The sequence below is a fragment of the Nonomuraea sp. NPDC050733 genome (assembly GCF_040654215.1).
Classification (GTDB): Bacteria; Actinomycetota; Actinomycetes; order Streptosporangiales; family Streptosporangiaceae; genus Nonomuraea.
Genome location: NZ_JBFAHO010000022.1, coordinates 100,479 through 119,130 on the forward strand (window position 1 = coordinate 100,479; position 18,652 = coordinate 119,130).

Genomic DNA, 18,652 nt, shown 5'->3' on the forward strand with positions numbered 1-18,652 from the left:
GCGCACAATGGAGCAAGCCGCCTCAACCCGGACCTCGGGTACGGGGTGTGGCCCCACCCCCTCCAGCTGCGAACGCCCCGTACAGGACGGATTCGATGTCAGATTCAGAGTTCCCCCTCGTCCAGTTCATGAGGGAGGGTTTCGACCCGGTGGCGGAGCTTGCCCGCATCCGTAGCGAGCATCCGGTCTTCCCCATGGAGATCCCGGGCGGCCAGACCGTGTACCTGGTCACCCGCTACCACGACGTGCGGTCCGTGCTGGGGGACCACGAGCGGTTCAGCAACGACTTCGGCAACGTGATCGGGCTCGGCTCCAACCAGGAGGACCCGGGCGGCCTCGGCTTCCGCGACCCGCCCGAGCACACGCGGCTGCGCCGCTATCTCACGCCCGAGTTCACCATGCGCCGCCTGCGCCGGCTGGAGCCGCGCATCGAGGCCATGGTCGAGGAGTACCTCGACAGGATGGAGGCCGCGGGCTCACCGGCCGACCTGGTCGAGTCGTTCGCGCTGCCCATCCCGTCGCTGGTGGTGTGCGAGCTGCTCGGCGTGCCGTACGAGGAGCGCGCCGACTTCCTGCGGATCAGCACCAACCGCTTCGACCTCACCGCCGGCCCCGAGGCGTCCCTGCAGGCCGTCAACGACGCGATGACGTACCTCACCGACCTCGTCGCCCGCGAGCGGCTCGATCCCGGCGACGGCCTGCTCGGCCGGCTGCTGCGCGAGCACGGCGACGAGCTCGACGACCGCACGCTCGCCAGCATGGCCGACGGCCTGCTCACCGGCGGCCACGACACCAGCACCAGCATGCTGTCGCTCGGCACCCTCTGGCTGCTGGAGAACCCCGAGCAGGCGGCCAAGGTGCGCGAGGTGGACGGCCACGTCAACGAGGTGGTCGAGGAGCTGCTGCGTTACATGACGGTCGTGCAGGTCGCCTTCCCGCGCTTCGCCCGCGAGGACCTGGAGCTGTACGGCCACACCGTCAAGAAGGGGGAGATGGTCCTCTGCTCCCTGACCGCCGCCAACCGCGACCCGAGCCTCGGCGACGACATGGACGAGGTCAAGCCGTACCGTGACACGGCCGGCTCCCACCTGGCCTTCGGCCACGGCATCCACCGCTGCATCGGCGCGCCGCTCGCCCAGATGGAGATGCGCATCGCGTTCCCCGCGCTGCTGCGCCGATTCCCCGGCCTGCACGTGGCCGGCGAGGTGCCGTTCAGGGCGCTGTCCATCGTCCACGGCGTGGAGAAGCTACCCGTCGCCTGGTAATCGGGTTACGTTCACAAGTGTGAACGAGCCCGCCATCGACCTGACCGCGGTGAGCGCCGTCGTGTTCGACACGGACGGCGTGGTCACCGACACCGCACAGAGCCACGCGGCCGCCTGGAAACACGTCTTCGACGCCTTCCTGCGCGGCCGCTCCGCGCCCTTCGACATCAGGGACGACTACCTGCGCCACGTCGACGGCCGGCCGCGCCTCGACGGGATCCGCACGTTCCTCGCCTCGCGCGGCCTGGAGCTGGCGGAGGGCTCGCCCGACGACGAGCCGGGCGAGCCGACCATCCACGGGCTCGGCCGGGCCAAGGACCGGCTGTTCGTCGCCCAGGTGGACAAGTACGGCGTCGCCGCCTTCCCCTCCACGGTGGCGCTGCTTCACGAGCTGCGCCACAGGGGCGCGCGCACCGCGGCCGTCTCAGCCAGCCTGCACGGCCGCAAGCTGGTCACCTCGGCGGCCGTCACCCACCTGTTCGACGTGCTCGTCGACGGCCACGACGCCGCCCTGATGAACCTGCCCGGCCCGCCCGACCCGGCCCTGTTCCTGGAGGCCGCCCGCCGGCTGGCCGTGCCCCCGGCGCGCACCGCCGTGGCCGAGGCGGCGCTGCCGGGCGTGGAGGCCGCCCGCAAGGCCGGCTTCGGCCTGGTCGTCGCGGTCGGTCGCCCCGCACCGGAGCAGGGGGCGGAGCAGGCGAGCCGCGGTGAGGAGCTGCGCGAGCGCGGCGCGGACGTGGTCGTGGCCGACCTGGACGAGCTCACCGTGCGCGGGAGGGTCCTACCCTTGAGCACGTGACCGTGCTCATCGACCCCCCGAACTGGCCCGGCCCGCGCGGCCTCATGTGGTCGCACCTCGTCAGCGATCACTCCCTGGAGGAGCTGCACGCCTTCGCCGCGCTGCTCGGGGTGCCGGGGCGCGCCTTCGACCGCGACCACTACGACGTGCCGGAGACGGTCCACGGGCGGGCCGTCGAGCTCGGGGCCCAGGCGGTCAGCTCGCGGGAGCTGCTGCGCCGCCTGATCGACTCGGGCCTGCGCCGCCGCAAGCGCCGCGGTCCCGTGCCCCCGGCTGATCAGGCGACCGGGTTCATCACCGTCCGTGATCACCGGTTCCAGGGATCCGATGCCCGGAGACCGGGCACCTCGAGGAAAGGTGAACGATGACGGACGCCCGACCCCCACAGTCCCCGGTTCCGGACGATGACGTGGACCAGGCCCTGGCCCTTGTCCTGAGGGAGATCGGCGCAGCCTCGTTCACGCTCGCCCTTCACGACGCGTTGAGCATGGCTCGGCGCGGTGACCTCCGGCGACTCGCCACCTGCTTGGAGGCGATGACGCCTGGCCGGCTCGCCGAGGTGGCCGCCGCCGCGCGGCTGCTCAGCGCCGAGGCCGAGCAGGCGCTCGTCAGGAGGGGCTCGTAACGGCCGGGCGTCACTCACCGGCCCGCGGGAGGAGCGGCCGCTCGCCGTCAGCGCAGGCCACGCTGGTACGGGTCACGGGAACCGGCCTGGGGATCTCGGCGCTTGCCCCGGCGTCAGCGGGGACGCTGCCGTGGGTGAGCCCCACGGCAACGCCCCCAGGTTCGCTATCGGCGCTGGAGATGAGGCTTGCTGGGATCGGGTGTTTCCGCTGATCCGCCGGTCGTGTTGACTGGTGGGTGATCAGTCGGCGCAGCTTGCGCCGCTGTCACCGTGAGGGGGTCGCGATGACCCTGGGTGCAGAAGGGACGAACGTCGCCGCGCGCGCCGGTCCGAACGGCCAGGAGCCGCGCTGCGATCACATCGACCTGCTCCCGGCCGTGGAGCCCGGGAAACACGAATGCACGCAGTGTCTGGCCCAGGGCCGGGCCTGGACGCGCCTGCTGATGTGCCTGACCTGCGGGTGGGTGGCCTGTTCCGACGATTCGCACGGCGGCCACGCCCGCGCCCACTACCAGGAGACCGACCACCCGGTGGCGGCCGCCCTGGAACCACGCTCGACCTGGCGCTGGTGCTACGTCCACCGGCGGAGCGTGTGAGCGAGATGAGAGAGATTCCGTGACCATCGCTGAACAGCCGGCGAGACACCGGCAGGACTATGACGGGGCCTCACCGTTCCCCGGGGCGGAAGACCACGCCCCGGCCGGCCGGGGCCAGGTGGCGCTGATGACGGCGATCGTCGTGCTGCCGTTCATCGCGCTCGGCATCGCGATCTTCCTGGCATGGGGGCGGGGGATCGCGCTCGCAGACCTGCTGCTGGCCGCAGGCTTCTACGCCGTGAGCGGGCTGGGGGTGACGGTCGGGTTCCACCGGCTGATCACCCATGGCTCGTTCACCGCCCGGCCATGGCTGCGGGTGGTGCTGGGAGTGGCCGGGTCGATGAGCTTCCAGGGCAACGTCATCGACTGGGTGGCGGTGCACCGCCGCCATCACGCCTTCACCGACCGGCCGGGCGATCCGCACTCTCCTTACCGGTACGGCACCAGCCTGCGCGGGCAGCTTCGGGGGCTTGCCCACGCCCATCTGGGCTGGATGTTCACCGACGACACGACCTCAGCTGAGCGCTACGCCCCGGACCTGCTGGCCGACCCGGCCATGGCCCGGGTGGCGCGCGCCTTCCCCGCGCTGTGCGCGTTGTCGCTGGCGCTGCCGTTCCTGGCCGGCTGGACGATCACGGGCACCCTGTACGGCGGGCTGACCGCCTTCCTGTGGGCCGGCCTGGTCCGCATCGCGCTGTTGCAGCACGTCACATGGAGCGTCAACTCCCTGTGCCACGTCATCGGCAGCAGGCCGTTCAGGACCCGCCGCCACGACCGCTCCACCAACCTGTGGCCCCTGGCCCTGCTGTCCTTCGGCGAGAGCTGGCACAACGGCCACCACAGCGAGCCCACTTGCGCCCGTCACGGCCTCGGGCGCGGCCAGATCGACCCGTCCGCCGGCCTGATCCGCCTGTTCGAACGGCTGGGCTGGGCCACCGACGTGCACTGGCCCGATCCGGGCCGCATCCAGCGCCGCCGCGCCGAACCCCTCCGGCAAGCCCGCGCCCCGTCCCGGGAGTGACCCGTGTCCCTTACGGGCCGCCCCTGGCATGGCCCGAGCGGTCATCGGTTCGGGTGATAACCGGAGCCGATGACGCTCGTTTCCCCCTGCCGGGCCGGGGAGCACACTGAGGCTCCAAGCCGCTGATCGCGGCGATTATCCGCCCGCACGAGGTCATGGCCGCCTTGGGGTTCCCCCGGGCGACGGCCGAGCCGGGCGGTGAAGGGAAAGCGCGATGAGCATGAGATGGGAAATCGGCAACAAGCTCCAGGCTCTCAAGGGCTGGGCCAGGCAGCGCCTCGGCCGCACCACCGGCGACCGGAGCCGGCAGAGCGCGGGCAGGGCCGATCGGGTCGCGGGCAACCTGAAGCAGGCCGGTGGAAAGATCAAGGACGCCTTCAGACGTTGATCCCTCTTCGGCGGGCCGCTCCGGCGGGCCCAGGCCGCGAGCCGCAGCCCCGTGAGAGCCAGAACCTTCCCCGGGGCTCCACATCGCATGAGGAAACCTAAAGTGGTGGAAGACGGCCCGGTTCGGTGCCGCCCAGTCGGGGGAGGGGGCGGGCATGGAGCTACGTCAGCTGCGCTATTTCGTAACGCTGACTGAGGAGCTGCACTTCGGCCGGGCCGCGGCCCGGGAGCACATCGTCCAGTCCGCCCTGAGCCAGCAGGTGCAGCGGCTCGAACGCGAGCTGGGGGTGCGGCTGCTGGACCGCAGCACCCACCACGTCGACCTGACCCCGGCCGGCGCCGCCTTCCTCGTCGAGGCGCGTCAGATCCTCGACCACGTGAGCCGGGCCACGCAGGCCGCACGCAACGCCGTGGCGTCATCACCCACACTCCGCGTCGGCATCATCGACGCGGGTTACGACACCATGCCGCAGATCCTCCGCGAGCTCCAGCGCGGTCATCCGGAGATCACGATCCACCAGGTCGAGGCGAGCACCCCCGAGCAGTACCGGCAACTGTCCGACGGCCGCCTCGACATCGGCATCGGACCCGCCTCCGCGACCCTGACCGTGGTGACGTCCAGGCTGATCCGGCTCGATCCGCTCGGCGTGCTGGTACCCGAGGGCCACCGCTTCGCGGGCATGGACGGCGTACCCGTCGCCGCCCTGGCCGACGAGCTTCTGCTGCTCGGCGAGGAAGAGCAGACGCCGGAGCTCAACCGGTTCGTCGTCGAGCTGTGCCGCTCGACCGGATTCGCGCCCACCCTCTACGAGGGAACCGTCGAGAGCACCCGCGCCGCCGCCGACCTCGTGCTCCAGCACCGCTGCGTGCACTGCGTCCCCTCCTCCTTCCGCAGCTCCAACCGGCCGGGCACCATCTGGCGGCCCCTGACCGAGCCCGTCACGCACTACCGCTGGTCGCTCCTGTGGCACGACGCCAACCCCTCGTCCCACCTCGCCGCCGTCATCAACAGCGCGAGACAACTCGCTCAACGGCTCGGCTGGCTGCGACCCGCGGAGCCGGGACCGTTCGCGGACGTTCCCCAGCTTCTGCGCCAGGGCGACGAGATCGCCTGAGGACGCGTGAACGGAGAAGCCCTGAGCTCTAGCCCGCCGACAGGGACTCCAGCTCGGCGCGCAGGTTCGCGCGCGCCCGCTCCTCCCACAGCTCGTACGCCACGGGGGTCCGGTACAGCCGCGGCGCCGCCAGCAGCCGCCCCAGCACGGCGGCCCGGCCCGCCCTGAACGGCTCGTCGGCCACGTGCGCGTACTCCTGCCGGACGCGCGCCGCGTACTCGTCGTACGCCTGCCGGCTCGGGGAGCCCAGCACCGCCAGGTCGGCGTCGCACAGCACCTCCCCGTTCGCGTCGCCCGGCGCCACCCGGTCGTGGGCGGCCGTCAGCCGTACCAGCCGGGCCACCTCGGCGACCCGCGCGGGCGGCACCCCGCACCGGGGCAGCCGGGCCTGGGCGAGCTGGGCGCTGCGCTCCTCGTCCCAGCCGGGCCGGCCGTCGTACACGGCGTCGTGGAACCACAGGGCCAGGCGCACCGCGACGGGATCGTCCGCCGCGCCCGCGAGCCGGTCGGCGGCGGCCAGCACGGCGGTCAGGTGGTCGAGCGTGTGGTAGCGGCGGTGCGGCTCGCTCCAGCGGGCCACCAGCTCCGCCCGGGTCGCCAGCGCCGCGGGGGAGCGGCCCGCCAGCTCCGTCCAGCCGTCGTCCATGCGCCTCATCCTAGGAGTGTCCTGGCGGACGGACTCGGGCTCGGCGGTCGGTCCTCTTCGCGGCCGCCGCCGCCGAGCCGCTCCATCGCGAGCGCCGACTCTTACGAGGACGCGTACTGCGCCGCGTACTCCCGCGACGGCGGGATCGGTGTGATCACGTCCACCAGGACGCCGTTCGGGTCGGCGACGATGAAGTGGCGCTGGCCGAAGTCCTCGTCGCGCAGCGGCAGTTCGGGTGCCAGGCCCTCGCGGACGACCAGGCGTTCCCACTCGGCGTCGACGTCCTCGACCTCGAAGTTGATCAGGAGTCCCGCGACCGGTCGGCGGTAGGCGGGGGGAAGCGTCGCGTGCTCATGGTCGAGCAGGGCGAGCTCGTACGGTCCCCGGCGCAGGCTGACGTACCAGTCGGCCTCGAAGGTCACCTCGTAACCGAACAACCGGACGTAGAAGTCCTTGGACGCGGCGAGATCGGCCGTGCACAGCACCGGATACACGCTGCTCAGCCTCATGTGCTTCCTCCTCATCCGTTCACATACCAGCGGTATGCGGGAGTACGCTATTTGAGATACCGTCGGTATGTCAAAGGGGATAGAGTGACCAGGACGGAGCAGAAGGAACGCACCCGCCGCACCTTGCTCGCCACGGGCAGGCGCCTGTTCGCGGCCAAGGGCTATGCCGGGGTGGGGCTGGCGGAGATCGTCGGCGAGTCCAGCGTCACCAAGGGCGCCCTCTACCACCACTTCAGCGGCAAGACCGACCTCTTCCGTGCCGTGCTGGAGGAGGTGCAGCGCGAGGTGGCCGACCGGGTGGCGGCGGCGGCCGACGCGCAGGGCGACCCGTGGGCGCAGCTGAAGGCGGGGTGTGCGGCGTTCGTCGCGGCCGGCGCCGATCCGGAGGTGCAGCGGATCATGCTGATCGACGGTCCCGCCGTGCTCGGCTGGAACGAGTGGCGCGCGATCGACGAGGCGACCAGCGTCCGGCACCTGACCGACGCCCTGACCGCCCTCGTCGTGGACGGGGCCATCCCCGCCCAGCCAGTCGCGCCGCTGGCCCGCTTGCTGTCGGGCGCGATGAACGAGGCCGCCCTGTGGGTGGCGCAGTCCGCCCCGGCCGAGCTGGCCGACACCCAGGCGGCGTTGTCGCGCCTGCTCGATGCCCTGCGCGGCTAGAGCACATCGGGAATGTCAGCACACGTCCAGGAACGCGGTCACCCCTTCTTGGTCGATGAACCCTCTGTCGGAGACCTCTTTGCTCACGGCCACGACACGCCGTTGATCACATACTTCGGGACAGGCTCCAGAGGGCCCGTCCCGGCTCGCCGCCGTGCGGCCGTCAGCGGGTCAGCTCGGCGGAGGGGCCGCCGGGCACGCGGGTGCGGCCCAGGTCGGCGCGGCGACCGGCGGCGGCCCCGTCGTGGTAGCCGGTGCCGCTCATCCGGGGCACCGTCACCCGGATCCGCGGGTAGCGCGCCGCGACCGCCCGCTCCACCTCCGCCCGCCGGTCGGCCAGCATCAGGGCCGTGCCGGCGCCCGCCGGGTTCCCGTCGAGGTGGTCGGCCTCCGCCCGCTCCTCGGCCTCGCGCAGCAGCCGGTACACCTCGTCGGCGAAGCCGAGCATCCACGAGCGGCGGTAGGCGCGGGCCGCGACGGCCTCGGCCGGCGGGCGGGTGCGCCCCAGACCGGAGGCCATCTGCAGCAGCAGCGACGTGGCCAGCAGGTCGGCCCGCTCCAGGTCGGCGGCGAAGCCGAAGATGTGGACCCGGTGCCCGCCGTCACCGCGCCCGATGAGCAGCGGCCGGCAGCGCACGGCCTGTGCGACCAGCCCGACGAGGCGCGCCTTCTCCCGCGCCCACGGGGCGGGCAGGGTGACGATCCGGTCGCCGGGCGCCTGGCGCGGCTCATCGGGGTCGAGGGCGTCGATGCCGTACTTGGCCATGAGCGCCGAGGCCGCCGCCATGAACGTGGCGCGTTCGTGCTCGTTGTCGGTGCGTTCGGCCTTGGCCAGGAGCTTCCTGACCCGCTCCAGCGTGCGCTCCCTCAACCGGCCCCCCGCGCCCTCAGGACTTGGCCAGCACCCGCCCGTCGGCGCCGAGGGCCGGGAAGGCTCCTGTGTCGACGATGCCGTGCTGCTGGTACAGAGCCTCGATGAGGGCGTGCGCCTCCGGCTCCAGCTTCCACAGGGCACGATACTGGCGCGCGGTGGCCAGCGAGATGCCGATCTGCTGCGCGATGTCGATCGTGCGCGGCACGATGCCCTTGGCGATCTGCCGGTCCCAGTAGTCGCGGGCGGCCCGCATGAGCGCGGCCCGCTGGGCGGTGTCGACGACCTGCGGGGTGGCGTCGAGCACGGTGACGTCCTCGTCCTCGTCCTCGACCAGCTCGGCCAGCGCGGGCGGCAGGGCGGGACGGGCGGGGACGGGATGGTGGTCGGCGTTCGGCTCCCACGGCACGCGCGGGTCGGCGTCGATGAGCGCCGTGGTGTTGTACAGCGCGGCGATCTGGGCGAGCAGCGCCTCCTGGCGGGCCGGGTCGACGGCCAGGCCGGTGTGCTCGACGGCCTGGTCCATGGCCTTGTCGAGCCGGGCGAGCGCGGCGCGCAGCTTGCGCTCCGACGCCCCGCCCTCGCGCAGCGCCTTGGCCTTCTTGGCGGCAAGCGCGACGCGGGTGAGCCGCCGGTGCGCGTCCACCTCGCTCGCGGTGCGGTCGCTCACCTCGGCCAGCCCCATGCGGACGAGCAGCCGCTCGGGGGTGAGCCGCCAGTTGATGCGGCCGGTGCCGCGGATGCGGTGCCGCTCGATGGCCATGCCGCGCTCCCACAGCCAGGCGGCGACCAGCGGCGCGGCGAGCCGGAAGAGCGCCTCGGGCAGGCTGCGGGCGTCCATGCTGGACAGCACCGCCGTCAGGCACGTCAGCGCCCACACGGCGATGCCGTCGATGCCGGCGGAGAAGTTCTCGCGCATGTTGCGGCGGGCGCGCACGGCCGAGGTGATGATGGCCACCTCGATGAACGCGAACAGCAGCAGCCGCAGCGGCCCGTCGAGACCGAGCACGTCACCGGAGAAGCGCCACATGCCCTGCGCCGACACGCCGGTCGCGATGGACGCGGCCACGACCGTCAGGATGTCCTCGACGGGACGCGGCGCGACGTAGCGGGCGACCAGGAACGCGCCGGCCCGCCACGCCACGCGGACCAGCAGGAACGCCAGGCCCAGGGCGGCCAGGACCAGCAGCGCGATGACAGCGGTGGCGAACGGCTTTTCCGTGACGAAGGCGGCTATTTCCTCGAATGTGGGCATCAGTCACTGTCCGTGGGGGGCTACATACTCCGGCGGTCCAACGACGAGATCATTGCAGAATGTCGCCATCTTGTACGCCAAACAGCCGCTGCCGCCCCATTTTGCCCATGTTTATCGAAGCTTGTCATGCATCCCGTCAGCCTCAGGCCCCGGCGAGCGTCTCCGAGACGAGCGCCCGCGCCTCCTGCTGGACCTCGGCCAGATGCTCCGGCCCCCGGAACGACTCCGCGTAGATCTTGTAGACGTCCTCGGTGCCCGACGGCCGCGCCGCGAACCAGGCGCTCTGCGTGGACACCTTCACCCCGCCGAGCGCCGCGTCGTTGCCCGGGGCCCGCGTCTGCACCGACGTGATCGGCTCCCCGGCCAGGGCCGTGGCCGTCACCTGGTCGGCCGACAGCCTGCCCAGCACCGCCTTCTCCTCGCGGGTGGCCGGCGCGTCCACCCGGGCGTAGGCGGGCTCGCCGTAGCGGGAGGTCAGCTCGCGGTAGCGGGCGCTCGGCGACTCGCCCGTGACGGCCGCGATCTCCGAGGCCAGCAGCGCCAGGATGATGCCGTCCTTGTCGGTCGTCCACACCGACCCGTCGCGGCGCAGGAACGACGCCCCCGCGCTCTCCTCGCCGCCGAACCCGAGCGACCCGTCCAGCAGCCCCGGCACGAACCACTTGAACCCGACCGGCACCTCGAACAGCCGCCGCCCCAGCGACTCGGCCACCCGGTCGATGATCGAGCTGCTCACCATCGTCTTGCCCACCCCGGCGCCCCGCGGCCAGCCGTCGCGGTGGGCGTACAGGTAGGAGATCGCGACCGCGAGGTAGTGGTTGGGGTTCAGCAGCCCGCCGTCGGGCGTCACGACGCCGTGCCGGTCGGAGTCGGCGTCGTTGCCGGTCGCGATGTCGAAGCGGTCGCGGGCGTCGATCAGCGACGCCATCGCGTACGGCGACGAGCAGTCCATGCGGATCTTGCCGTCCCAGTCGAGCGTCATGAACCGCCACGTCGGGTCCACCAGCGGGTTGACCACGGTCAGGTCCAGCCGGTGCCGATCGGCGATCTCGCCCCAGTAGGCCACGCTCGCCCCGCCCAGCGGGTCGGCGCCGATCCGCACCCCGGCCGCGCGGATCGCGTCGAGGTCCACCACCGACGGCAGGTCGTCCACGTACGCGCCGAGGAAGTCGTGGCGGCCCGCCTCCCGCCGCGCCCTGGCGTACGGCACGCGGCGCACCCCGGCCAGGCCGCCGGCCAGCAGCTCGTTGGCCCGGTCCTGGATCCACGAGGTGGCGCCGGTGTCGGCCGGTCCGCCGTTCGGCGGGTTGTACTTGAAGCCGCCGTCGGCCGGCGGGTTGTGCGACGGCGTGACCACGATCCCGTCGGCCAGGCCGGACGAGCGGCCGCGGTTGTGGGTGAGGATCGCGTGCGAGACGGCCGGCGTCGGCGTGTAGCCGTCGCGGGAGTCCACCAGCACCTCCACCCCGTTGGCCACCAGCACCTCCAGCGCCGACACCTGGGCCGGCTCGGACAGCGCGTGCGTGTCCGCGCCGAGGTACAGCGGCCCGTCGGTGCCCTGCGCCGCGCGGTACTCGCAGATCGCCTGGGTCGTGGCCACGATGTGGTCCTCGTTGAAGGCGGTGTTGAGCGCCGACCCGCGGTGCCCGGACGTGCCGAACGCCACCCGCTGCCCCACCTCACCGGGGTCCGGGTGCAGCGCGTAGTAGGCGGTGACCAGCCGGGCGACGTCGACGAGGTCGGCGGGCTGAGCGGGCTGTCCGGCGCGATCGTGGGTCATGTTCCCACCTTACAAACGCCTCCGGCGCGCCCCCCGGCGATCTCCCGTGTCGCGCGGCGGACCGTCCCGGTCCCCGCGGTTAGACTCGCGATCACCAGACCAGAATGGAGCTCGGTGGCCATGCGCATCGGATTGTTGCTGAACGAGACCACGGGACCGGATCCGCTCAAGGACCTGGGCGACAGCATCGCCGCGGCGCGCGACGACGGCTTCGCCTCGGCGTGGCTCTCGCACATCTTCGGCCTCGACGCGCTCACCGCCCTGGCCGTCGCGGGCGCCCGCACGCCCGGCATCGAGCTCGGCACCGCCGTCGTGCCGACCTACCCGCGCCACCCGGCCGCGCTCGCCCAGCAGGCGATGACCGCCAACGCCGCGCTCGGCGGGCGGCTGGTGCTCGGCATCGGCCTGTCCCACCAGGTCGTCATCGAGAACATGTTCGGCTACAGCTTCGAGCGCCCGGCCCGCCACATGGCCGAGTACCTCGACATCCTGCTGCCCGCCGTCCGCGGCGAGCACGTCCGCGCCGAGGGCGAGACGCTGAAGGCCGACATCCGGCTGAGCACCCCCGGAGCCGGCCTGCCGGTCCTCATCGCCGCCCTCGCGCCGCGCATGCTCAAGCTGGCCGGCTCCCGCGCCGACGGCACCGTGCTGTGGATGACCGGCCCCAAGACCGTGACCGAGCACGTCGTGCCCGCCATCACCGCCGCCGCCGAGGAGGCCGGCCGCTCCCGGCCGCGCGTCGTCTGCATGCTGCCCGTCTGCGTCACCGACGACGCCGACGCCGCGCGCGCCCGCGCCGACGAGGTCTTCGCCACGTACGGCCAGCTCCCGTCCTACCGGGCCATGCTCGACAAGGAGGGCGTGTCCGGGCCCGGCGAGGTGGCCATCGTGGGCGACGAGGACTCCGTGCGCGGCCAGATCGAGGAGCTGCGCCGGGCCGGCGTGACGGACTTCGTGGCCTCGCCGTACTCCAAGCGCGACCGCACCCTCGCCCTGCTCCGCCGGCTCCTCTGACGGCGCGTCGGGGGCCCCGCCGGGAGGCGCCCGCCTAGACTTCCGCAAGGTGAAGCGCTTGCTGCATGGCATCGACGTGTCCAACTGGCAGGGCCGGGTCGACTGGGCCCACCACGCCGGGGAGGGCGTCGCCTTCGCCTTCGCCAAGGCCACCGAGGGCGGCGACTTCACCGACAAGTTCTTCAGCCGCAACTGGCAGGGCATGCGCGAGAACTGGGTCGTCTGCGGCGCCTACCACTTCGCCCGGCCCAAGGGCGACCCCGCCGAGCACGCCCGCCACTTCCTCGCCACGCTGCGCGAGGCCGGCGGGCTGCGCCGCGGCGACCTCATCGCGATCGACCTGGAGACCAGCGACGGCCTGCGGCCCGAGCAGGTCGCCCGGCACGCCCGCCGCTGGTGCCGCTACGTCGAGCGGCACGCGGGCATACGCCCGTTCGTCTACACGTTCCCGAACTTCGCGCACGGCGGCCACTGCGCCGGGCTCGGCGACTACCCGCTGTGGATCGCCAGCCCCAGCCATCCGCGCGGAGCGCCGCAGGTGCCGTCGCCGTGGGCGGAGTGGACGATCCACCAGTACTCCAGCCGGCCCGTGGACCGCAACGTGTTCGACGGCAGCCGCCAAGCACTGACCAGGCTGGGGTATCACCCGCGATAGCATCGGTGTCCATCACCGCCGGACGCCATCCGGGCCACCCGGCGCCTAGCATCAGGGAGCCACCGTGTCAGCCGAGTTGCACATCACCCGCGCCGGAGCCGAGCGTGTGGTGGCGGCCGGCACGACGGCCGGTGACGCGCTCGAGGCCGACGGCCGCACCGTCATCGCCGCCCGGGTCAACGGCGAGCAGCGCGACCTCGCCTGGGAGCTCGCCGACGGCGACGTGGTCGAGCCGATCGACATCTCCAGCGAAGAGGGCCGGGCCATCGTCCGCCACTCCACCGCCCACGTCATGGCGCAGGCGGTCCAGGAGCTGTTCCCCGACGCCAAGCTGGGCATCGGCCCGCCGGTCGACAACGGCTTCTACTACGACTTCGACGTCGAGCACGCCTTCCAGCCCGACGACCTCAAGCGCATCGAGAAGCGCATGCGGGAGATCGTCAAGGAGGGGCAGCTGTTCTCCCGCCGCCCCGTCGGCGACGACGAGGCGCGCCAGGAGCTCGCCGGCGAGCCGTACAAGCTGGAGCTCATCGGGCTCAAGGGCGGCGCCGCCGACGAGGAGTCCGTCGAGGTCGGCGCGGGCCAGCTCACCATCTACGACAACCTCGACGCCAAGAGCGGCGACCTGCGCTGGAAGGACCTGTGCCGCGGCCCGCACGTGCCGTCCACCCGGTCCATCCCCGCCTTCAAGCTCATGCGCTCCGGCGGCGCCTACTGGCGCGGCAGCGAGAAGAACCCGCAGCTCCAGCGCATCTACGGCACCGCTTGGGAGTCCCGCGACAAGCAGGACGAGTACCTCAAGCTGCTGGAGGAGGCCGAGAAGCGCGACCACCGCAAGCTCGGCGCGGAGCTCGACCTGTTCAGCTTCCCGCCGGAGCTGGGCAGCGGCCTGCCGGTCTTCCATCCCAAGGGCGGGATCATCCGCAAGGAGATGGAGGACTACATGCGCCGCCGGCAGGCCGAGGCCGGCTACGAGTTCGTCAACACCCCGCACATCACCAAGTCGTCGCTGTTCGAGACCTCCGGCCACCTGCCGTGGTACGCCGACGACATGTTCCCGGCCTTCGAGCTGGAGGGCACCGAGTACCGCGTCAAGCCGATGAACTGCCCGATGCACAACCTGATCTTCCGGGCGCGCGGGCGGTCCTACCGTGAGCTGCCGCTGCGGCTGTGCGAGTTCGGCTCGGTCTACCGCTACGAGAAGTCGGGCGTGGTCCACGGCCTGACCCGGGTGCGCGGCATGACGCAGGACGACTCGCACATCTACACCACCCGCGAGCAGATGGCCGACGAGATCAAGTCGCTGCTGCGGTTCGTGCTGAGCGTGCTGCGCGACTTCGGCCTGGACGAGTTCTACCTGGAGCTGTCCACCCGCGACGACTCCGACAAGTTCATCGGCGACCCGGCCGAGTGGGAGGAGGCCACCCAGGCGCTGCACCAGGTGGCCACCGAGTCGGGGCTGGAGCTGGTGGACGACCCGGGCGGCGCGGCCTTCTACGGCCCGAAGATCTCTGTGCAGGCCAAGGACGCGATCGGCCGCACCTGGCAGCTGTCGACCATCCAGCTCGACCTCAACCAGCCCAAGCGCTTCGGCCTGGAGTATCAGGCGGCCGACGGCAGCCGGCAGACACCCGTCATGATCCACCGGGCGCTGTTCGGGTCGATCGAGCGCTTCCTGGGCGTGCTGACCGAGCACTACGCGGGCGCCTTCCCGCCCTGGCTGGCCCCGGTCCAGGTGGTCGGCATCCCGATCGCCGACGCCCACGCCCCCTACCTGCAGGACCTCGCCAAGCGGCTGCGCGAGCGGGGCATCCGGATCGAGGTCGACACGGCCGACGACCGCATGCAGAAGAAGATCCGCAACGCGCAGAAGGCCAAGGTGCCGTTCATGCTGCTGGCCGGTGACGACGACATCGCCAACGGCGCGGTCTCGTTCCGTTACCGCAACGGCGAGCAGAAGAACGGCGTGCCGGTGGACGACGCGGTCGACGAGATCGTCTCCGCGGTGGAGCGCCGGATCCAGGTCTGATCCGCACGAGCGGGTGCGGCGAGCAGCGTAACCGGACGCCCGGCCGGAGTCATCCGGCCGGGCGTCCCGCGGCCGGCCACTACGATCAGCCGTATGCAGGAGGACGAGACGGAACTCGGGGTGCGGCTGCCTTCCCCCGCCCTGAGCCCGATGCGGGCGGTGCTGCGCCGGATGGCCGTCGCGCTGCTCATCCTGCTGGCGATGTACGCGCTGGTGCTGATCGACCTCGAAGGCTACCGCGACAACGCCGACGGAGCGGTGTCCCCGCTGGACGCCCTCTACTACGTCACGGTGTCGCTCTCCACGACCGGCTACGGGGACATCACGCCGGTCACCACCGAGGCGCGGGTCGTCAACATCGTGGCGGTCACGCCGCTGCGCATCGCGTTCCTCGTGGTGCTGGTCGGCACCACACTGGAGGTGCTCACCAAGCGCACGCGTGACGCCATCAGAATCCAGCGATGGAGAGCCAGATTGCGAGACCACACGGTGATCGTCGGCTACGGCACCAAGGGCCGGGCCGCCATCCGCACCCTGCTGGAGAGCGAGCGGCCCAAGGACTCGATCGTCGTGGTCGACCCGAGCAGGACGGCGATCGAGGAGGCCGCGGGTGACGGCTTCACCGGTGTCGTGGGCGACGGCACGCGCAGTGAGGTGCTCAGGCGCGCGAGCCTGGACACGGCCAGGGAGGTCATCATCGCCACCCAGCGCGACGACACCACGGCGCTGGTGACCCTGACCGCCCGCAGTCTCAACGAGACCGCCACGATCGTGGCCGCCGTGCGCGAGGCGGAGAACGACCCCCTGGTGCGGCAGAGCGGCGCCGACGTGGTGATCACCTCGTCCGACGCGGCCGGCCGCATGCTGGGCGTGGCCACCCAGAGCCCGGCGGTCAGCTCGCTGATCGAGGACTTCCTCGTCTACGGCAAGGGCCTCGACCTCTACGAGCGGGACGTGCGCGCCGGCGAGACGGACGGCCCCCCGCAGGCGGCCGGCGAGATCGTGCTGGCCGTGGTGCGCGGCCGCGAGATCCTGACCTACGCCGACCCGCGCGCCGCCACGCTCCAGGCGGGCGACCGGCTGGTCGTCATCCGGGTCCACTCTCCGGAGTAGCGGCGACGCGGCGAGCCGGGGCGTTCGGCGGCCACGGGAAGGGGCGCATCCGGGAGGGAGCCCTATGCTGCTAGATATGCACGATCAGCCTGGAGCGGGGGACCCCGACAACTTCGAGCGGCTGTGGACGCCGCACCGCATGGCCTACATCAAGGGCGAGGGCAAGCCGACCGGCACGGGCCCCGGCGACGGGTGCCCCTTCGACGCCATCCCGCGGATGAGCGACGAGGACGGCCTGGTCGTGGCCCGCGGCGAGGTCGTCTACGCGGTGCTCAACCTCTACCCGTACAACTCGGGCCACCTCATGATCGTGCCGTACCGCCACGTGTCCGACTACGACGAGCTGGACCGGGCCGAGGTGCTGGAGCTGGGGGAGTTCACCCAGCGGGCGCTGCGGGCGCTGCGCAAGGCGTCGGGCGCGCAGGGCTTCAACGTCGGGCTCAACCTCGGCGACGTCGCCGGCGCGGGCATCGCCGCGCACCTGCACCAGCACGTGGTGCCGCGCTGGGGCGGTGACACCAACTTCATGCCGGTGGTGGCCCGCACCAAGGTGCTCCCTCAGCTCCTGCGCGACACCCGCGACCTCCTCGCGAGCGCCTGGGGCTGACCCACGGCTCCAGGGAGTGGCGTCAGCGCACCGTGACCGTGGCCGCGTCGCTCTCGTGCTGGAGCCGGTCCAGGGCCGTCACCAGGTACGTTCCCGGCCGGGGAGCGGTGAACGACGGCGCGGTGACCACGGCCACCAGGTCGCGGGCGTCCGTGGTGTGGCAGTCGGCGCCCGAGCCGGGCAGCCGGTAGACCGCGTAGGACCGCGCCCCCTGCGCCGGCGTCCACGTCAGCGCGGCGCCCGCCGCCTTGAGGCCCGCCGGCCTGGCCGGGGCGGAGCCGCCGCGCTCCTTGATCAGCGGCAGCAGCGCGGGCCGCGCGTAGTGGCCGGCCGCCAGGCGGCTCATGGCTCGGAGGGGGTCGCCCATGACGTTCTTGGCGCTGAAGTAGACGTCGCCGTCGATCTGCTTGTACCTGCGGTCGAGCGTCAGGTGCGCCGACAGCTCGCCCGGCCGGGTCCACGCCTTGTCGTCGCGCGCCCCGACCCGGTAGACGGCCTGGCCGATGTACAGGTCGACGCCGGTGCCCTTGACCTGGCGCGCCCACCACGGCGCCAGCACCTTGTAGTCGGCCGCCTTGAAGCCGCGCGGCCAGTAGAGCTGCGGGAGCACGTAGTCGACCGTGCCCGCCTTGATCCAGGCGCGGGCGTCGGCGTAGATGCTGTCGTAGGCCGACATGCCCGTCGTGTCGGAGCCGGCCGGGTCCTGGGCCTTGTTCCGCCAGATGCCGAACGGGCTGATGCCGAACTTGACGTACCCCTTGGTCGCGTGGACGGCCGCGTCGACCTCGGCGACCAACGTGTTGACGTTCTGGCGCCGCCAGTCGGCCAGGCTCTGGCCCTTGCCGTACTTGGCGAAGGCCGCCTTGTCGTCGAACGTGCCGCCGGAGCCGGGGTACGGGTAGAAGTAGTCGTCGAAGTGGATCCCGTCGACGTCGTAGCGCCTGGTCACGTCCGTGACGACCTTGACGACGTGCTCGCGCACCTGCGGCAGACCGGGGTTGTAGTAGCGGCGGCCGTCGTAGGTGACCGTCCAGCCGGGGTGGCGCCGCGCCGGGTGGGAGGTGGGCAGCTTGCTCAGGTCCGTGTCGTCGGCGACGCGGTACGGGTTGAACCAGGCGTGGAACTCCAGACCCCGCTTGTGCGCCTCCTCGACCAGGAACGGCAGCGGGTCCCAGCCCGGGTCCTTGCCCGCGGTGCCGGTCAGGTACTGCGACCACGGCTCCATGGCCGAGCGGTAGAGCGCGTCGGAGGCCGGCCGCACCTGGACGAAGACGGCGTTGAACCGCAGCCTGACCGCCCCGTCGAGGAGCTTCACGTACTCGGCGCGCTGCCGCTCCGGCGTCAGCCCCGTACGGGAGGGCCAGTCGATGTTCTTGACCGTCGCGATCCAGAGGCCACGCAGCTGCCGCTTCGGGTAGCGGGCGTCGGCCGTGCAGGCCGCGACGGGCGTGCCGGTCGTCTTCTTCCTGGCGGATCCCGCCGCGGGCGGCTCACCGGGGCCGGGGCCGAACAGGAAGGCGGCGCCGGTGGTGAGGACGGCCAGCGCGGCGGCGGCGAGCAGAGGGCGTCCGGTTCGCATAATGCCCCCAGTCTCGCATCGCCTCCCGGATGCTCCGGCCCGAAAAGAGAAATCGATTCGTGATGCCGGAGTGAAGGAAGCGCATGTGAGGGGTCGGAGGCGTGCCCCGGGGAGCACGCCTCCCCG

20 protein-coding genes are annotated in these 18,652 nt (G+C 72.1%); 14 read left to right on the forward strand and 6 right to left on the reverse strand.

From position 1 onward, the window contains the following. Positions 1-95 precede the first annotated feature (95 nt). The 8 genes from AB0H64_RS28775 to AB0H64_RS28810 all read left to right on the forward strand — a co-directional run bounded on the left by AB0H64_RS28775 (position 96) and on the right by AB0H64_RS28810 (position 5,808). Positions 96-1,265, forward strand: a complete 1,170-nt coding sequence (locus AB0H64_RS28775; protein WP_357630596.1) for a cytochrome P450 — start codon at positions 96-98, stop codon at positions 1,263-1,265. A 19-nt stretch (positions 1,266-1,284) separates the two neighbouring features. After that, entirely contained in the window at positions 1,285-2,064 is a 780-nt protein-coding gene (locus AB0H64_RS28780) for an HAD family hydrolase (protein WP_357630599.1), read from the forward strand. Continuing rightward, a complete protein-coding gene (locus AB0H64_RS28785; protein ID WP_357630602.1) occupies positions 2,061-2,432 on the forward strand; it encodes a DUF4031 domain-containing protein in 372 nt (123 codons plus the stop codon). The genes AB0H64_RS28780 and AB0H64_RS28785 overlap by 4 nt, the downstream gene beginning before the upstream one ends. Continuing rightward, the gene (locus AB0H64_RS28790) at positions 2,429-2,689 is read left to right on the forward strand and encodes a hypothetical protein (RefSeq protein WP_357630605.1); all 261 of its coding nucleotides are present in this window, start codon (positions 2,429-2,431) and stop codon (positions 2,687-2,689) included. The genes AB0H64_RS28785 and AB0H64_RS28790 overlap by 4 nt, the downstream gene beginning before the upstream one ends. A gap of 284 nt (positions 2,690-2,973) precedes the next feature. Beyond that, a complete protein-coding gene (locus AB0H64_RS28795; RefSeq protein ID WP_357630608.1) occupies positions 2,974-3,285 on the forward strand; it encodes a UBP-type zinc finger domain-containing protein in 312 nt (103 codons plus the stop codon). A 19-nt stretch (positions 3,286-3,304) separates the two neighbouring features. After that, positions 3,305-4,306 carry a fatty acid desaturase gene (locus tag AB0H64_RS28800; protein WP_357630611.1) on the forward strand — a complete coding sequence of 334 codons (1,002 nt, stop codon included), beginning with the start codon at positions 3,305-3,307 and terminating at the stop codon, positions 4,304-4,306. A 214-nt stretch (positions 4,307-4,520) separates the two neighbouring features. Continuing rightward, on the forward strand, positions 4,521-4,694 hold the full coding sequence (locus AB0H64_RS28805) for a CsbD family protein (RefSeq protein ID WP_357630614.1): 174 nt from the start codon (positions 4,521-4,523) through the stop codon (positions 4,692-4,694). A 154-nt stretch (positions 4,695-4,848) separates the two neighbouring features. Continuing rightward, complete coding sequence (locus AB0H64_RS28810) at positions 4,849-5,808, forward strand: LysR substrate-binding domain-containing protein (protein ID WP_357630616.1); 960 nt, start codon at positions 4,849-4,851, stop codon at positions 5,806-5,808. A 28-nt stretch (positions 5,809-5,836) separates the two neighbouring features. On the opposite strand, the gene AB0H64_RS28815 is transcribed toward AB0H64_RS28810, so the two are convergent. Next, positions 5,837-6,454 (reverse strand): metal-dependent phosphohydrolase, encoded by a 618-nt coding sequence (locus AB0H64_RS28815; RefSeq protein ID WP_357630619.1) that lies wholly within the window; start codon positions 6,452-6,454, stop codon positions 5,837-5,839. Positions 6,455-6,555: 101 nt separating this feature from the next. Beyond that, positions 6,556-6,963, reverse strand: a complete 408-nt coding sequence (locus tag AB0H64_RS28820) for a VOC family protein (RefSeq protein ID WP_357630622.1) — start codon at positions 6,961-6,963, stop codon at positions 6,556-6,558. An 84-nt stretch (positions 6,964-7,047) separates the two neighbouring features. On the opposite strand from AB0H64_RS28820, the gene AB0H64_RS28825 reads away from it, so the two are divergent. Next, complete coding sequence (locus AB0H64_RS28825) at positions 7,048-7,623, forward strand: TetR/AcrR family transcriptional regulator (RefSeq protein ID WP_357630625.1); 576 nt, start codon at positions 7,048-7,050, stop codon at positions 7,621-7,623. Between the two features lie 163 nt (positions 7,624-7,786). Here the strand turns inward: AB0H64_RS28825 and AB0H64_RS28830 are convergent, their stop codons facing one another. The 3 genes from AB0H64_RS28830 to pgm all read right to left on the reverse strand — a co-directional run bounded on the left by AB0H64_RS28830 (position 7,787) and on the right by pgm (position 11,529). Further along, positions 7,787-8,494 (reverse strand): DUF2786 domain-containing protein, encoded by a 708-nt coding sequence (locus tag AB0H64_RS28830; RefSeq protein WP_357630628.1) that lies wholly within the window; start codon positions 8,492-8,494, stop codon positions 7,787-7,789. A gap of 16 nt (positions 8,495-8,510) precedes the next feature. After that, complete coding sequence (locus tag AB0H64_RS28835; protein ID WP_357630631.1) at positions 8,511-9,749, reverse strand: hypothetical protein; 1,239 nt, start codon at positions 9,747-9,749, stop codon at positions 8,511-8,513. A 142-nt stretch (positions 9,750-9,891) separates the two neighbouring features. Continuing rightward, a complete protein-coding gene (pgm, locus tag AB0H64_RS28840) occupies positions 9,892-11,529 on the reverse strand; it encodes a phosphoglucomutase (alpha-D-glucose-1,6-bisphosphate-dependent) (protein ID WP_357630633.1) in 1,638 nt (545 codons plus the stop codon). Positions 11,530-11,649: 120 nt separating this feature from the next. Between pgm and AB0H64_RS28845 the strand changes: the two genes are divergently transcribed. The 5 genes from AB0H64_RS28845 (at position 11,650) to AB0H64_RS28865 (ending at position 16,947) form a co-directional block, all read left to right on the forward strand. Then, positions 11,650-12,543, forward strand: a complete 894-nt coding sequence (locus tag AB0H64_RS28845; protein WP_357630636.1) for a TIGR03564 family F420-dependent LLM class oxidoreductase — start codon at positions 11,650-11,652, stop codon at positions 12,541-12,543. Positions 12,544-12,592: 49 nt separating this feature from the next. Further along, positions 12,593-13,198: a GH25 family lysozyme gene (locus AB0H64_RS28850; RefSeq protein ID WP_357630639.1), complete on the forward strand. Its 606-nt coding sequence runs from the start codon at positions 12,593-12,595 to the stop codon at positions 13,196-13,198. 64 nt (positions 13,199-13,262) lie between these two features. Next, entirely contained in the window at positions 13,263-15,227 is a 1,965-nt protein-coding gene (thrS, locus tag AB0H64_RS28855; protein ID WP_357630641.1) for a threonine--tRNA ligase, read from the forward strand. Between the two features lie 93 nt (positions 15,228-15,320). Further along, entirely contained in the window at positions 15,321-16,340 is a 1,020-nt protein-coding gene (locus AB0H64_RS28860) for a potassium channel family protein (protein ID WP_357630644.1), read from the forward strand. A gap of 76 nt (positions 16,341-16,416) precedes the next feature. Continuing rightward, positions 16,417-16,947, forward strand: a complete 531-nt coding sequence (locus AB0H64_RS28865; protein WP_357630646.1) for an HIT domain-containing protein — start codon at positions 16,417-16,419, stop codon at positions 16,945-16,947. 22 nt (positions 16,948-16,969) lie between these two features. On the opposite strand, the gene AB0H64_RS28870 is transcribed toward AB0H64_RS28865, so the two are convergent. Beyond that, a complete protein-coding gene (locus AB0H64_RS28870) occupies positions 16,970-18,526 on the reverse strand; it encodes a family 10 glycosylhydrolase (protein ID WP_357630649.1) in 1,557 nt (518 codons plus the stop codon). Positions 18,527-18,652 lie beyond the last annotated feature (126 nt).